At 57.5% G+C, this 15,880-nt stretch carries 13 protein-coding genes and 2 tRNA genes; 1 reads left to right on the top strand and 14 read right to left on the bottom strand.

Going from position 1 to position 15,880, the window contains the following annotated elements; genetic code table 11:
• Positions 1–131 precede the first annotated feature (131 nt).
• The 11 genes from infB to rlmE all read right to left on the bottom strand — a co-directional run bounded on the left by infB (position 132) and on the right by rlmE (position 11,275).
• Entirely contained in the window at positions 132–2,654 is a 2,523-nt protein-coding gene (infB, locus tag ACA046_RS04005) for a translation initiation factor IF-2 (protein WP_076013750.1), read from the bottom strand.
• Between the two features lie 27 nt (positions 2,655–2,681).
• On the bottom strand, positions 2,682–4,163 hold the full coding sequence (gene nusA / locus ACA046_RS04000; protein ID WP_003212187.1) for a transcription termination factor NusA: 1,482 nt from the start codon (positions 4,161–4,163) through the stop codon (positions 2,682–2,684).
• A 47-nt stretch (positions 4,164–4,210) separates the two neighbouring features.
• Positions 4,211–4,669, bottom strand: coding sequence for a ribosome maturation factor RimP (gene rimP, locus ACA046_RS03995; RefSeq protein ID WP_159442625.1), 459 nt, complete (start codon positions 4,667–4,669; stop codon positions 4,211–4,213).
• A gap of 140 nt (positions 4,670–4,809) precedes the next feature.
• Positions 4,810–4,886 (bottom strand) — tRNA-Met (locus tag ACA046_RS03990).
• Positions 4,887–4,982: 96 nt separating this feature from the next.
• Positions 4,983–5,068 (bottom strand) — tRNA-Leu (locus ACA046_RS03985).
• Positions 5,069–5,089: 21 nt separating this feature from the next.
• Positions 5,090–5,473, bottom strand: a complete 384-nt coding sequence (secG, locus tag ACA046_RS03980) for a preprotein translocase subunit SecG (protein ID WP_026078118.1) — start codon at positions 5,471–5,473, stop codon at positions 5,090–5,092.
• A gap of 4 nt (positions 5,474–5,477) precedes the next feature.
• Positions 5,478–6,233 carry a triose-phosphate isomerase gene (tpiA, locus tag ACA046_RS03975; protein ID WP_063033212.1) on the bottom strand — a complete coding sequence of 252 codons (756 nt, stop codon included), beginning with the start codon at positions 6,231–6,233 and terminating at the stop codon, positions 5,478–5,480.
• Positions 6,234–6,299: 66 nt separating this feature from the next.
• Positions 6,300–7,637, bottom strand: coding sequence for a phosphoglucosamine mutase (gene glmM / locus ACA046_RS03970; protein WP_497675948.1), 1,338 nt, complete (start codon positions 7,635–7,637; stop codon positions 6,300–6,302).
• 16 nt (positions 7,638–7,653) lie between these two features.
• Entirely contained in the window at positions 7,654–8,505 is an 852-nt protein-coding gene (folP, locus tag ACA046_RS03965; protein WP_497675947.1) for a dihydropteroate synthase, read from the bottom strand.
• 8 nt (positions 8,506–8,513) lie between these two features.
• A complete protein-coding gene (gene ftsH / locus ACA046_RS03960; protein WP_459025968.1) occupies positions 8,514–10,424 on the bottom strand; it encodes an ATP-dependent zinc metalloprotease FtsH in 1,911 nt (636 codons plus the stop codon).
• 200 nt (positions 10,425–10,624) lie between these two features.
• Complete coding sequence (gene rlmE, locus ACA046_RS03955) at positions 10,625–11,275, bottom strand: 23S rRNA (uridine(2552)-2'-O)-methyltransferase RlmE (RefSeq protein ID WP_497675946.1); 651 nt, start codon at positions 11,273–11,275, stop codon at positions 10,625–10,627.
• A 105-nt stretch (positions 11,276–11,380) separates the two neighbouring features.
• On the opposite strand from rlmE, the gene yhbY reads away from it, so the two are divergent.
• Complete coding sequence (yhbY, locus tag ACA046_RS03950; RefSeq protein WP_076013755.1) at positions 11,381–11,689, top strand: ribosome assembly RNA-binding protein YhbY; 309 nt, start codon at positions 11,381–11,383, stop codon at positions 11,687–11,689.
• Positions 11,690–11,697: 8 nt separating this feature from the next.
• Here yhbY and ACA046_RS03945 read toward each other — a convergent pair whose 3' ends face one another.
• From ACA046_RS03945 to carB, 3 genes are read right to left on the bottom strand one after another with little or no spacing between them, the layout of a single operon-like run.
• Positions 11,698–12,102: an MFS transporter gene (locus tag ACA046_RS03945; protein ID WP_459025965.1), complete on the bottom strand. Its 405-nt coding sequence runs from the start codon at positions 12,100–12,102 to the stop codon at positions 11,698–11,700.
• 28 nt (positions 12,103–12,130) lie between these two features.
• Complete coding sequence (greA, locus tag ACA046_RS03940) at positions 12,131–12,607, bottom strand: transcription elongation factor GreA (RefSeq protein WP_076013757.1); 477 nt, start codon at positions 12,605–12,607, stop codon at positions 12,131–12,133.
• Positions 12,604–15,825 (bottom strand): carbamoyl-phosphate synthase large subunit, encoded by a 3,222-nt coding sequence (gene carB / locus ACA046_RS03935; protein ID WP_076013758.1) that lies wholly within the window; start codon positions 15,823–15,825, stop codon positions 12,604–12,606. Before carB ends, greA begins: the two co-directional genes overlap by 4 nt.
• Positions 15,826–15,880: the final 55 nt, after the last annotated feature.

Raw genomic sequence — 15,880 nt, 5'->3', positions numbered from 1 at the left:
GAAACCCGTGGGGTCTGAAAGCGGCAAACGCCCGGCCTGACAAAAGCCAGACCGGGCGTTGCGTTTAGAGTCCGAACACGGCGCCAGGCATTTGCATGCCAGGGCGCCGCGTGGCCCTTGAAGTGCCCGAGTTAGAGGCTGCGAGCAACCTGAACCTTCTCGTAGACTTCGATCTTGTCACCCGCTTTGACGTCGTTGTAGCTCTTGACGCCGATACCGCATTCCATGCCGGCACGTACTTCGGAAGCGTCATCCTTGAAGCGGCGCAGGGATTCCAGCTCGCCTTCGAAGATAACGATGTCTTCACGCAGTACACGGATTGGACGGTTACGGTGCACAACACCTTCGATAACCATGCAACCGGCGATCGCGCCGAATTTCGGCGAGCGGAACACGTCACGCACCTCGGCCACACCCAGGATGTTCTCCCGGACGTCGCTGCCAAGCATGCCGGTGAGGGCTTTCTTGACGTCTTCGATGATGTCGTAGATGACGTTGTAGTAACGCATGTCCAGGCCTTCCTGCTCGACGATCTTCCGTGCGCCAGCATCGGCACGCACGTTGAAGCCAAACAGTACAGCGTTGGAAGCCAGTGCCAGGTTGGCGTCGGATTCGGTGATACCACCGACACCGCCACCAACAACACGCACTTGCACTTCGTCGTTACCCAGGCCATTCAAGGCGCCGTTCAACGCTTCGAGGGAACCACGAACGTCAGATTTGAGGACGATGTTAAGCGTCTTCTTCTCTGCCTGGCCCATGTTCTCGAAGATGTTTTCCAGCTTGCCGGCGTGAGCACGGGCCAGCTTGACTTCGCGGAACTTGCCTTGACGGAACAGAGCCACTTCACGGGCTTTCTTCTCATCCGACAGCACGCTCATCTCGTCGCCAGCGTCCGGGGTACCGTCCAGGCCGAGGATCTCGACAGGGATGGAAGGACCGGCTTCCTTGATTGGCTTGCCGTTCTCGTCGAGCATGGCACGTACACGGCCGTAGTTCGAACCGACCAGAACCATGTCGCCTTGGCGCAGGGTACCGTCTTGAACCAGAACGGTTGCAACCGGGCCACGACCTTTGTCGAGACGCGATTCAACCACAACACCACGACCCGGGGCCGATGGAGTTGCTTTCAGTTCGAGAACTTCGGCTTGCAGCAGAACAGCTTCGAGCAGTTCGTCTACACCGGTACCGACTTTCGCCGAAACCGAAACGAATGGCGTATCACCGCCCCACTCTTCAGAAGTCACGCCGTGAACCGACAGCTCGCTACGGATGCGATCGAGATCGGCGCCCGGCTTGTCGATTTTGTTCACTGCAACAACCAGTGGAACACCAGCGGCCTTGGCGTGCTGGACAGCTTCAATGGTCTGCGGCATTACGCCGTCGTCCGCTGCAACTACCAGGATCACGATGTCAGTCGCCTTGGCACCACGGGCACGCATGGCGGTAAACGCAGCGTGACCAGGGGTGTCGAGGAAGGTGACCATGCCGCGTTCGGTTTCAACGTGGTATGCACCGATGTGCTGGGTGATGCCGCCGGCTTCGCCTGCAGCTACCTTGGCACGACGGATATAGTCGAGCAGCGAAGTCTTACCATGGTCAACGTGGCCCATTACGGTCACGACTGGCGCACGGGAGAAGGTCTCGCCTTCAAACTTCAGGGACTCGGCCAGGGAATCTTCCAGGGCGGTGTCGCTGACCAGGGTCACTTTGTGGCCCAGCTCTTCAGCAACCAGTTGGGCAGTTTCCTGATCCAGTACCTGGTTGATGGTCGCTGGGGTACCCAGTTTGAACATGAACTTGATGATTTCAGCAGCCTTGACCGACATCTGATTGGCGAGGTCGCCAACAGTGATGGTCTCGCCGATCTGCACATCACGCACGACAGGGCCGGTTGGGCTCTGGAAACCGTGGGCGTTGCGTTTTTTCAGCTTGGCCTTGCCGCGACCACCGCGACGGAAGCTGTCGCTTTCTTCGTCGGTAGTACGTGGAGCAACGCGTGGCGCTGGCGCCTTCTCTTTGACCGAAGCACGATGTGGAGCGTTTTTGCGCTCACCATCGCCACTGCCACGACGATTGTTATCGTCGGCACGTGGTTTGTCCGGACGACGAGGTTCTTCGCGTTTGCGAGCGTCGGCTGCAGGAGCAGGCGCGGCGGCAACCGGAGCGGCCTCACGAACAGCTTCTACAGGCGCGCTAGGCGCGGCAACTGCGTCAGTGTTAGCAGGTTGCGCAGCAGCAGGCTGGCGACGCGCTTCTTCTTCGGCGCGACGCTTGGCTTCTTCTTCAGCCTTCTGACGAGCAGCGTTTTCTACTGCGCGACGTTCTTCCAGGTCGCGTTTGCGCTCGGCTTCGATTTCTTCCGGGCTGCGCTGTACGAAGACTTTCTTCTTGCGTACTTCAACGCTGATGCTCTTGCTACCAGCAACACGCAGGGTGCTGGTGGTTTTGCGCTGCAATGTAATCTTGCGCGGTTCTTCCACTTTCGCCTTGTGGCTGCTCTTCAAGTGAGTCAGCAAAGACTGCTTCTCACTATCGCTCACACCTTCGTCGGCGGCGGTGTGCGGCAGACCTGCCTCACGCATCTGCTGCAACAGGCGCTCTACCGGTGTTTTGACCTCATCGGCCAGTTGTTTCACCGTGACTTGCGTCATGCACTTCTCTCCTCAGGCCGCGCCTAATTACTCGAACCAATGGGCTCGGGCGGCCATGATCAACTTGCCGGCACGATCATCGTCAATGCCGTCGATGTCGAGCAGGTCGTCAATAGACTGCTCGGCCAGGTCTTCGCGGGTAATTACGCCGCGCACCGCCAGTTCCATCGCCAAATCCTTGTCCATACCCTCAAGCGAGAGCAGGTCTTCGGCCGGATGGGCGTCTGCCAGCTTTTCCTCAGTAGCGATGGCTTTAGTCAACAAACGATCCTTGGCCCGAGCGCGAAGCTCGTTGACGGTGTCTTCGTCAAAGCCGTCGATGTTGAGCATTTCTTCCAACGGTACGTAGGCAATCTCTTCCAGGCTGGTAAAGCCTTCATCTACCAGCACCTGTGCCAGGTCTTCGTCGACTTCCAGCTCGTCGATGAAGTTGCGCAGGATGTCACCGGTTTCTGCTTGCTGCTTAGCCTGGATGTCCGATTCGGTCATCACGTTCAGGGTCCAGCCGGTCAACTGGCTGGCCAAACGTACGTTCTGACCACCGCGACCGATGGCCTGAGCCAGATTGTCTGCGCCAACGGCGATGTCCATTGCATGGGCATCCTCGTCAACGATAATTGCCGCCACTTCAGCTGGCGACATTGCGTTGATCACAAACTGCGCCGGGTTATCGTCCCACAGGACGATGTCCACACGCTCACCGCCCAATTCGCCCGACACTGCCTGGACGCGCGAACCGCGCATACCAATGCAAGCACCTTGCGGGTCGATGCGTTTGTCCTTGGAGCGGACCGCGATCTTGGCGCGCGAACCCGGATCGCGGGACGCAGCCATGACTTCGATCAGGCCTTCGGCAATTTCCGGCACTTCGATGCGGAACAACTCGATCAGCATTTCCGGCGCAGTACGCGACAGGATCAACTGAGGGCCGCGGTTCTCGGTGCGGATTTCCTTGAGCAGCGCACGCAAACGCACGCCAACCCGGAAAGTTTCGCGAGAGATGATGTCTTCGCGGGCCAGCAACGCTTCAGCGTTGTTACCCAGGTCGACGATCACATTGTCGCGGGTGACTTTTTTCACGGTGCCGGAGATGATTTCACCCAGGCGCTCGCGATAAGCGTCAACGACTTGAGCGCGCTCGGCTTCGCGGACCTTCTGCACGATGACTTGCTTGGCAGTCTGTGCAGCGATGCGACCGAACTCGATGGACTCGATCTTTTCTTCGACGACATCACCGACCTGGGCGCCCGGATGCGTTTCAGCAACCTTGCTCGGCCAGGTTTCGATGGCCGGATCATCAAGATCGGCTTCTTCGACGACCGTCCAGCGACGGAAAGTCTCGTAGGCACCGGTGTGGCGGTTAATTTCCACACGCAGATCAACTTCGTCTTCAAAACGCTTTTTGGTAGCAGTGGCCAGGGCCAGCTCCAGCGCTTCAAAAATCACGTTTGCCGGTACGCCCTTTTCATTGGATACCGACTCAACAACCAGCAGTACTTCTTTGCTCATCGTACGCCTCGCCTTTCGCAAGCCATTGGATCCGCGGGATCCGCGTCTCAGTCAAAACTGGGAATAATGTTGGCCTTGTCGATCATATCGATCGGCAACAGGAACTCATGGTCTTCTACCTGCACCACGACGTCCTGCTCTTCTACACCGCGCAGAAGGCCCTGAAAGTTGCGTCGTCCTTCAAAGGGAGAACGCAGCTTGATCTTCACTTGTTCACCGGCAAATTTTGCAAACTGATCAATAGTGAACAGTGGGCGTTCCATGCCAGGCGAGGAAACTTCGAGGGTGTATTCAACGGAGATCGGATCTTCAACATCCAGGACACCGCTGATCTGACGGCTGACAATGGCACAATCGTCCACCAGCACGCCGCCCTCTTTATCGATATAAACGCGCAACATTGAGTGGCGACCTTGAGCCGAAAACTCAATACCCCAGCATTCATAGCCTAGGGCCACGATCACCGGGGCCAACAAGGCCTGCAACTCTTCTAGCTTGCTCGACACCTGAACCCCCTCGTGCATGTATGTGCATGCTGTGCAAAATAAAAAAATGGGCGAAACGCCCATCCTTGAAACGCCGTCGAACAGCGGCGTTGAAAGTGTCCAGCTAACAAAAAGCCCCTTAAAAGGGGCTCCGCTAAAACTGGTTGCGGGGGCCGGATTTGAACCGACGACCTTCGGGTTATGAGCCCGACGAGCTACCAGACTGCTCCACCCCGCGACAAAGCTGGGGCGGAAGTATACGACCGATCCCTTACAGGGTCAATGTAACCTTCCACCTACAAGAAAGCCCGCAACAGCGGGCTCTCCTGATAATTGGTACCGAGAAGGGGACTCGAACCCCTACACCCTATGGGCACAACCACCTCAAGGTTGCGTGTCTACCAATTCCACCACCTCGGCAATACAGCGTTTACAACCTTCTTACTTCTGCTCTTGAGCTGGAGGTACGTCAGTCGCTGGAGTAGCCGACTTTTGCTCTTGAAGCACCGGGACATCATCAGAAGCCGGTTTTGCTTTTGGTACTTCCAACACTGCTGGATTTGGGAGACCTACTTGAGTCAGCACATGAGCTTTCTCTTTAGCAAAGTAACCTAACCCCAAGCTGGTTATGAAGAAACCGGCGGCAAGTATAGCAGTAAACTTACTAAGAAAGGTAGAGGAACCTTGGCTTCCGAACACAGTATTTGAAGCACCTGCCCCGAAAGACGCACCAGCGTCCGCACCTTTACCCTGCTGCAGCAAAACCAGAGCAACTACGCCCAGTGCACCCAGCAGATGAAAAACAACGATGACTGTTTCCAGCATTTTTTCAGTTTCCCGCGGCGCGACAAATCGCACCGAACTCATCTGCATTCAGGGAAGCTCCACCAATGAGCCCCCCATCGATATCCGGCATGCCGAACAGTTCGACCGCATTGGCCGCCTTCACGCTGCCGCCGTATAGAAGCCGCACACCTCGCGCGACCTCAGAATTCTCTGCCGCCAACTGCGCGCGGATGGCTGCGTGCACATCCTGCGCCTGTTGCGGCGAAGCAGTCAGCCCGGTACCAATGGCCCAGACCGGCTCGTAAGCGATTACTGCATTTGCAAAGGCACCGACTCCCAGCTCCTCGATGATGCTGCCCAGCTGACGCCCGACAACCTCAAGAGTTTTACCGGACTCACGCTGCTCAAGGGTCTCCCCTATGCACAACACCGGAATCAAGCCACAAGCCTGTGCCGCCGCGAATTTGCGATTGAGTGTCCCATCACGCTCGCCCATGATCTGGCGGCGCTCGGAGTGCCCAACAAGCACCAGGGAACAACCCGCATCAACCAGCTGACTCGGCGCAATCTCACCGGTCAACGCACCTTGCATGGATTCCACTGCAGAGTTCTGCGCGCCGACCTGAATCGACTTACCTTTCAAGCCATCAATCACTTGATTGATATACAAGCAAGGTGGGAATACCGCGACATCAACACCGCTAGGCAAGGCCAAGTGACGAAGGCCGTTGATCAGCTCAGCGACACTGGCGCGGGTACCGTGCATCTTCCAGTTACCAGCTACCATAGTGCGACGCATGCTGTACCTCGTCGGTCAAAGTGGGCGCAGATGTTACCCAACCACATCATCACTGGCAAGCCGAATTCAGGCGCAAACTTCAGTTACCAGTTTTGCCAGCTCTTCGGCATAGCTGCGAACCTGCGTTTCGTCCTCGCCTTCGACCATGACACGCACCAAAGGCTCGGTACCCGACTTGCGCAGCAAGACCCGACCACGACCCGCCATGGCAGCAGTAACGCGCTCACTGGCCTCTTTCACGGCCGGATGCTCGATAGGGTTGTCACCGCCCGCAAAGCGCACATTGAGCAGTACTTGAGGGCACTTACGCAGCGCCTGACGCGCCTGGGCCAGGCTTTCTTCGCGACGACGCAGCGCCAGCAGCACCTGCAGCGCGGCGATGATCGCATCTCCGGTAGTCGTGTGCTGGAAGCAGACGATATGACCAGAGTTTTCGCCACCCACCTGCCAATTACGCTCCAGCAGATCAGCAATCACGTAGCGGTCACCGACATTGGCGCGCACAAACGGAATACCCAGATCTGCCAGGGCCAGCTCCAGCCCCAGATTGCTCATCAAGGTGCCGACAACACCGCCCTGCAGCTTGTTACGCTCGTGCAAGTCGCGGGCGATGATGAACAACAGGTCGTCGCCATCAACAATTGCGCCCGTATGGTCGACCATCAACACCCGGTCACCATCACCATCGAACGCGATACCCAAATCAGCATGCTCAGCCAGCACAGCCGCCTGCAACTGCCCCATATGAGTCGAGCCGCAGTTGTCGTTGATGTTCAAGCCGTTTGGCTGGGCCGACAGCACAGTAACGTCTGCGCCAAGCTCCTTGAACACACTCGGCGCCACTTTGTAGGTCGCGCCGTGAGCACAGTCGATGACGACTTTCAGTCCGGCAAAATTGGTACTGCTTGGTACGCTGCTTTTGCAGAATTCGATGTAACGACCAGAAGCGTCGTTAATTCGCGAAACCTTGCCCAGCTTGCTCGATTCAACGACGGTCATCGGCGCATCCAGCAACTCTTCGATCATGTGCTCGATCTCGTCCGGCAGCTTGGTGCCCTGGCCCGAGAAGAACTTGATACCGTTGTCATCGTGAGGATTGTGCGAAGCACTGATCACAATACCGGCTTCAGCGTGGAAGGTACGCGTCAGGTAAGCGATCGCCGGCGTAGGCATCGGCCCCAGCAGCATCACATCAGCGCCGGCAGCAGACAGACCTGCCTCCAGCGCGGACTCAAACATGTAACCCGAGATACGCGTGTCCTTGCCCACCAGGATGCGGCAGGCACCCATGCTGCGGAACGCCATGCCGGCAGCCCAGCCCAGCTTGAGCATGAAATCGGGAGTAATCGGAAATTCGCCGACCCGACCGCGGATGCCATCGGTGCCAAAATACTTTTTAGTCATAAGTGCTCCATCATTCTTATTCGGCTGATTCAACCGCTGCGATCATTCGCACCACATCTACCGTCTCGGCCACGTCATGGACGCGCAAGATACGTGCACCCTTGACCACGGCAAGTGCCGCAAGTGCCAGGCCGCCATGCAGCCGCTCACCCACCGGACGATTCAACGCCAGACCTATCATGCTCTTGCGCGAAACGCCGACCAACAAAGGGCGACCAAGGGCATGCAGGGATTCCATATGCTTGAACAGACTTAAATTGTGCTGCAAGGTTTTGGCAAAGCCAAACCCCGGATCGAGGATTATCCGCTCAGGGGCAATCCCCACGGCTGCACATTGAGCCATGCGCTCTGCAAGGAAGCCTTTCACCTCACCGACCAGGTTGTCGTAATGCGGGTCATCCTGCATCGTGCCCGGCTCACCGAGCATATGCATCAGGCAAACTGGCAGGCCAGTGGCGGCAGCGGCATCCAAGGCACCGTCTCGCTGCAAGGAACGCACATCGTTGATCAACCCTGCGCCCAGCCGCGCAGTTTCGCGCATGACGGCCGGTGTCGAGGTGTCGACAGAAATGATCACATCCAGCTCTCGATGGATGCGCTCGACAATCGGCGCAACCCGCTCAAGCTCTTCCAGAGGAGAAACTGCACGTGCCCCGGGACGGGTCGATTCGCCACCGACATCAATCAGGGTCGCCCCGGCAGCCGCCATAGCCTCCGCATGGCGCAACGCAGCATCAAGCTGACTGAAGCGACCGCCGTCGGAAAAGGAATCAGGGGTTACATTAAGAATGCCCATAACGTGTGTATGGGCCAAATCAAGAACCCGGCTGCCGCAAGGCAACCGGGTCGAGGACAACGCAGAAGTCATTTCAAACCTTAATGGTCAGCAGCCGGGCCGCCGATCGGGGCTTCAGGACGCTCGCTCTGTACTACTGGCGGAGTGCCCGAAGTACCCGAACCACCTTCCCAATCGCGAGGCTCGCGAGGCGTACGACCGGCCATGATGTCGTCAATCTGCTCGGCATCAATGGTCTCGTACTTCATCAGGGCGTCAGCCATGGCGTCGAGCTTGTCACGGTTATCGGAGAGGATCTGCTTGGCCGTGCCGTAGCACTGGTCAATGATGCTGCGCACTTCGGAATCGATCAGCTTGGCTGTCTCGCCGGAGAAGCTGGCAGCTTGACCGCCACCGCCACGACCCAGGAACACTTCACCTTCTTCCTCGGCATACATCAAAGGACCGAGTTTTTCCGAAAGGCCCCACTTGGTCACCATGTTCCGGGCAATCTGGCTGGCACGCATGATGTCGTTGGAGGCGCCGGTGGTAACACCGTCAAAGCCCAAGGTCATCTCTTCCGCGATCCGGCCGCCATACAGCGAGCAGATCTGGCTGATCAAGGCACGCTTGGAGAGGCTGTAGCGATCCTCTTCCGGCAGGAACATGGTAACGCCCAGCGCCCGGCCACGAGGAATGATCGACACCTTGTAGACCGGATCATGCTCGGGCACAACGCGACCAACAATGGCGTGACCGGCTTCGTGATAAGCAGTGTTCTGCTTCTCTTTCTCGGACATGACCATGGATTTGCGCTCGGCGCCCATCATGATCTTGTCTTTCGCCAGTTCGAACTCTTTCATTTCGACGATGCGCTTGCCGGTACGTGCGGCAAACAGCGACGCCTCGTTCACCAGGTTGGCAAGGTCAGCACCGGAGAAGCCTGGAGTACCACGGGCAATCACGGCCGGAGCCACGTCGTCGCCCATTGGCACTTTGCGCATGTGCACTTTCAGAATCTGCTCACGACCGCGGATGTCCGGCAGACCGACCACAACCTGACGGTCGAAACGGCCCGGACGCAACAGCGCAGGGTCGAGTACGTCAGGACGGTTGGTCGCAGCAATCACGATGATGCCGTCGTTCATTTCGAAGCCGTCCATCTCAACCAGCAACTGGTTAAGAGTTTGCTCACGCTCATCATGACCGCCGCCCATGCCGGCGCCACGATGGCGACCAACGGCGTCGATTTCATCGATGAAGATGATGCATGGCGCGTGCTTCTTGGCCTGTTCGAACATATCGCGAACACGGCTGGCACCGACACCGACGAACATTTCGACGAAGTCGGAACCGGAAATGGTGAAGAAAGGTACTTTGGCTTCGCCTGCAATGGCCTTGGCCAACAGGGTTTTACCGGTACCTGGCGGGCCAACCATCAGCACGCCGCGTGGAATACGGCCGCCCAAACGTTGGAACTTGCCCGGATCCCGCAGGAACTCAACCAGTTCACCCACTTCTTCCTTGGCTTCGTCGCAACCAGCAACGTCAGCCAGGGTGGTTTTCACCTGATCTTCGGAGAGCAGGCGCGCCTTGCTCTTGCCGAAGCTCATCGGCCCGCCCTTGCCTCCCGCACCACCTTGCATCTGGCGCATGAAGAACATGAATACGGCGATGATCACCAAGATCGGGAAACTGGCCACCAGGAGCTGGGTCCAGATGCTTTGCTGTTCAGGCTGTTTGCCTTCAACGACCACGTGGTTATCCACCAGATCGCCGATCAGGCCATTGTCCTGGATTGCCGGACGGATGGTCTTGAAGCTGTCGCCATCGTTGCGCTTGCCGGTAATCACGTAGCCATCAACTGCTACGCGCTCGACCTTGCCATCCTTAACTTGCTGGATGAAGTCGGAATAGTTGAGGGTCTGCGGCTCGTTAGGGCTGGAGAAGTTGTTCATCACCGTCACGAGGACAGCCGCGATGATCAACCACAGGATCAGATTCTTTGCCATATCGTTCAATTAACTACCCTCTGAAGCAAGCTCCGCTACTGGCGCGTGCTTCGCATGATATTCACCGGCCTAACTTACTACATTACCTACAACTCTGGCAGGCGCCGTCTGTAACCCTTTGTGAAACTTTGACTACACAATATTCGTAAAGCTTCGTGACGAAAGCGATATAAAAAAACCTATCGCCTCCGTCAAATTTCTCAAAAACGCTCTTCACTCGCAGCGCCTTCAATGCCACGGAAGCCGCGACCCAGCAAATACTGCTCACGGGACCTGTCCCGGGAAGAGTCAGGTTTACGTGTCTGTACCTTGTCGAACAGCTTGCGGATGTTCTTGTGATACTCGTCGAAGCCTTCACCCTGGAAGACCTTGACCAGAAAATCACCACCCGGACGTAGTACCCGTCCCGCCAGATCCAGTGCCAATTCGCAGAGGAACATGGCTCGCGGCATATCAACAGCTGGTAATCCACTCATATTGGGGGCCATATCGGAAATCACAAGGTCTACCTGCGAATTACCGACGGCTTCCAGTATCTGTGCCAGCACTTCATCCTGGGTAAAATCGCCGTGAACAAAGATCACGTCAGGGATGCTGTCCATTTCCAGGATATCTGAAGCGATCAAGCGACCTTGCCCACCAATCAGACGACTGGTCACTTGGGACCAGCCACCTGGGGCGGCGCCCAGGTCGATAACGCTCATGCCAGGGCGGATCAACTTGTCCTTTTCCTGGATCTCCAGCAGCTTATAGCTGGCCCGGGAGCGGTAGCCATCCTTTTGCGCCATTTTGACGTAAGGGTCGTTGAAATGCTCTTGCAGCCACTTAAGGCTAGTTTTGGAACGGGCCACGGGCCACCTCGAAAATAAAACGGGTCGTGATTAACTGGGCGGTCCCGGACTCGCTCGGGTAAACTGGCCGCCGCTTTTTACAAGATCAGACGCAGGGGTCAGATTATGCCGCTCACTCAAGAGCAGAAGAAACAGTACAAATCCATTGGCCACCATCTGAAACCAGTTTTGACTGTGGCTGACAACGGTTTGACTGAAGGTGTGTTAGCCGAACTTGAACGCGCATTGGGCGATCACGAACTGATCAAAATCAAGGTCAGCATCCTTGATCGCGAGGCGCGCTTGGCAGCCATTGCAGAACTGTGCAAGGCTGGCAAAGCGGACCTGGTTCAGGTCATCGGCAAGATGGCGCTGCTGTATCGCAAGAACTTCAGCGTCAACAAGCAACTGTCGAACGTACACCGCTTCAAGTGAAACAAGGGTCACGGGCGTGCTTCGCGCGCCCTGCCACTCCATCCTGGCGCCGGCTGTACAACCAGCACCAACCCGGAAAACCCTAGCACAAGATAGCTGAACAGCTGCCAGCGCAACGCTTCCGGCAGAAAGATGCGCACTACGCAAAACATTGCGCACGCATACAGCGCCATCAACAGCAGTTGCCCGCGTATATCCCGCCACAAACTCTCCAAGCCTTCGGCTTTGATCAGCACCAGCGCCTGAAGCGTCACGCACGCCGCTGCAAAACCCACCAGCAACGCACTTAATAATCCGCCGACCTCATCGATCAGCAACGGTGCCAGGCCAATCAGGCCCAGCGCCGGTAGCACACCAATATGTAACAGCCATAGGCCGCCAACCCAAAGCATCTGGGCAAACTGCCAAAGCATGGCGCCCGCATGAAGCGGGCGCCGTCTTTCAGATGTGACGAACTTCGACAATCTCGTACTCGATCACGCCACCAGGCGTCTTGACGGCCACCACATCACCCTCTTCCTTGGCGATCAAGGCGCGGGCGAGCGGCGAACCGACGGAGATCTTGCCGAGTTTGAAGTCGGCCTCATCTTCACCCACGATGTGGTAAACCACGCTTTCGTCAGTCTCGACGTTGGCGATTTCCACGGTGGTGCCGAAAATCACCTTGCCGGTCTTCGGAATGGTCGTGACGTCGATGATCACCGCATTCTGCATACGGCCTTCAATGTCACGGATACGCGCCTCGACCATACCTTGCTGCTCGCGGGCAGCATGGTATTCAGCGTTTTCCTTGAGGTCACCCAGTTCACGGGCCGTACCGATGTCCTGGCTCAGCTTCGGACGGACGACCTTGGTCAGGTGAGCGTGCTCTTCTTCCAGGGCTTTTGCGCCCTGGACGGTCATTGGGTATTTGATCATGCCTTCAATCCTGCGTGTAGATCCTGCAAGCGACGCACGGTTTTTTCAGGACCGAACTTGAGCGCTTCGCAGATAGCTTCGCCAGCAGCAATGGTAGTGGTGCAGTAGATCTTGTGCTGCAAGGCGTTACGACGAATGGAGTAGGAGTCCGCGATCGACTGGCGACCTTCAGTGGTGTTGATGATCAGGGTGACTTCGTCATTCTTGATCATGTCGACCACGTGTGGACGGCCTTCCGTCACCTTGTTCACGCGACGTACTTTCAGGCCGGCAGCTTCGATCAGCTTGGCGGTCCCGGCAGTAGCCACGACTTCGAAGCCCAAGTTGATCAGATCACGGGCCACGCCCGCAACCAGTGGCTTGTCATCATCGCGCACGCTGATGAACGCAGTACCGCCGGTCGGCAGCACTTCGCTGGCGCCCATCTGGGCTTTGGCGAACGCTTCACCGAAGGTATCGCCCACGCCCATCACTTCACCGGTGGACTTCATCTCTGGGCCCAGGATCGGGTCCACACCAGGGAATTTGGCGAATGGGAACACCGCCTCTTTCACGCTGTAAAAGTTCGGAATGATTTCCTTGGTGAAGCCGATTTCCTTCAAGGTCTTACCGGCCATCACACGGGCTGCAATCATCGCCAGGGACACACCGATGCACTTGGAAACAAATGGCACGGTACGCGAAGCGCGCGGGTTGACTTCGATGACGTAGATGTCTTCGCCTTGCAGCGCCAACTGTACGTTCATCAGGCCAACCACGCCCAGTTCCAAGGCCATTTTCTTGACCTGTTCACGCATCTCGTCCTGGATGTGCGCAGGCAGCGAGTACGGCGGCAGCGAGCAAGCGGAGTCACCGGAGTGAACGCCCGCCTGTTCAATGTGCTGCATGATCGCGCCGATCACCACGTCGGTGCCGTCGCAGACCGCATCCACGTCCATCTCGATGGCGCAGTTGAGGAAGTGGTCCAGCAGCACCGGGCTGTCGTTGGACACTTTCACCGCATCACGCAGGTAACGCTTGAGTTCGTCTTCTTCGTAGACGATTTCCATCGCCCGGCCGCCCAGTACGTAGGACGGACGCACCACCAGCGGGTAACCGATCTTGCTGGCTGCGCGGATCGCTTCGTCTTCGCTGCGCACAGTGGCGTTTGGCGGCTGACGCAGGTTCAGACGCTCAACCATCTGCTGGAAGCGCTCACGGTCTTCGGCACGGTCGATAGCGTCAGGGCTGGTACCGATGATCGGTACGCCAGCAGCTTCAAGTGCGCGGGCCAGTTTCAACGGGGTTTGGCCGCCGTACTGGACGATCACGCCTTTTGGCTTCTCGACGCGGCAGATTTCCAGTACGTCTTCCAGCGTTACCGGCTCGAAGTACAGACGGTCGGAAGTGTCGTAGTCGGTGGAAACAGTTTCCGGGTTGCAGTTGACCATGATGGTCTCGTACCCGTCTTCGCGCAGGGCGAGAGCGGCGTGCACGCAGCAATAATCGAACTCGATACCTTGGCCGATACGGTTTGGACCGCCACCCAGGATCATGATTTTGTCGCGGCCCGACGGCGCTGCTTCGCACTCCTCCTCGTAGGTGGAGTACATATACGCCGTGTCGGTTGCGAACTCGGCCGCACAGGTATCAACGCGCTTGTAGACCGGGAAGATATCCAGCTTGTGGCGATGCGTGCGCAGGTTCTTCTCGGTCACGCCCAGCAGCTTGGCCAGACGCATGTCGGAGAAGCCTTTGCGCTTGAGGCGGAACATCAGGTCGCGGTCGATAGAAGACAGACCGAGGGTCTTGACCTTCTCTTCTTCCTTGATCAGATCTTCGATCTGTACCAGGAACCACGGGTCGATCATGTTCATGCCGAAGATGTCTTCGACGGTCATGCCGGCGCGGAAAGCATCGGCCACGTACCAGATACGCTCGGCACCCGGCACGGTCAGCTCGCGCTTGAGCACGCTCATGCTTTCCGGGTTGCTCAGGTCGAGTTTCTCGTCCAGGCCGCAAACACCCACTTCCAGGCCACGCAGGGCTTTCTGCAGGGATTCCTGGAAAGTCCGGCCGATGGCCATGACTTCACCGACCGACTTCATCTGAGTGGTCAGACGGGCGTCGGCTTTCGGGAATTTCTCGAAAGCGAAGCGTGGCAGCTTGGTGACGACGTAGTCGATCGACGGCTCGAAGGATGCCGGCGTCGCGCCGCCAGTGATTTCGTTCTGCAGCTCGTCCAATGTGTAACCGATCGCCAACTTGGCAGCGATGCGCGCAATCGGGAAGCCGGTAGCTTTCGATGCCAGCGCCGAAGAACGCGATACACGCGGGTTCATCTCGATCACAACCATGCGGCCAGTGTCCGGGCAGATGCCGAACTGGACGTTGGAGCCACCGGTTTCCACGCCAATCTCACGCAGTACCGCCAAAGAGGCGTTACGCATGATCTGGTATTCCTTGTCCGTCAGGGTCTGTGCCGGCGCAACGGTGATCGAGTCACCGGTGTGCACGCCCATTGGGTCAAAGTTTTCGATCGAGCAAACGATGATGCAGTTGTCCTTTTTATCGCGGACAACCTCCATCTCATATTCTTTCCAGCCGATCAGGGATTCGTCGATCAGCAGCTCTTTGGTCGGAGACAAGTCCAGGCCACGGGCGCAGATTTCTTCGAATTCTTCACGGTTGTAGGCGATACCGCCGCCAGTGCCGCCCATGGTGAACGACGGACGGATGATGCACGGGAAGCCAAGCTTCTCGAGGACCGCATTGGCCTCTTCCATGCTGTGGGCGATACCAGAACGCGGGCAATCAAGGCCGATGGACTTCATGGCCTTGTCGAAACGCGAACGGTCTTCAGCCTTGTCGATGGTGTCGGCATTGGCGCCGATCATCTCTACGCCGAACTTCTCCAGGACGCCTTCACGCTCCAGGTCCAGTGCGCAGTTCAGGGCGGTCTGGCCACCCATGGTTGGCAGCAGCGCGTCCGGACGTTCTTTCTCGATGATCTTGGCAACGGTCTGCCACTTGATCGGCTCGATGTAGGTGGCGTCGGCCATGTCCGGGTCGGTCATGATGGTGGCCGGGTTGGAGTTCACCAGGATGACGCGGTAGCCCTCTTCGCGCAGGGCTTTACAGGCCTGGGCGCCGGAGTAGTCGAATTCGCAGGCCTGGCCGATCACGATCGGGCCAGCGCCGAGAATCAGGATGCTTTTTATGTCTGTACGTTTTGGCATGGGTTTGTCACTCAAATCCGCAGGTCAGTCGGCAAGCCGTCTTGAACAATCTTTG

It is taken from the genome of Pseudomonas sp. LBUM1641, assembly GCF_059716235.1.
Note: the sequence above shows the minus strand (reverse complement) of the source record. Positions and strands in the feature narration are given on the sequence as shown.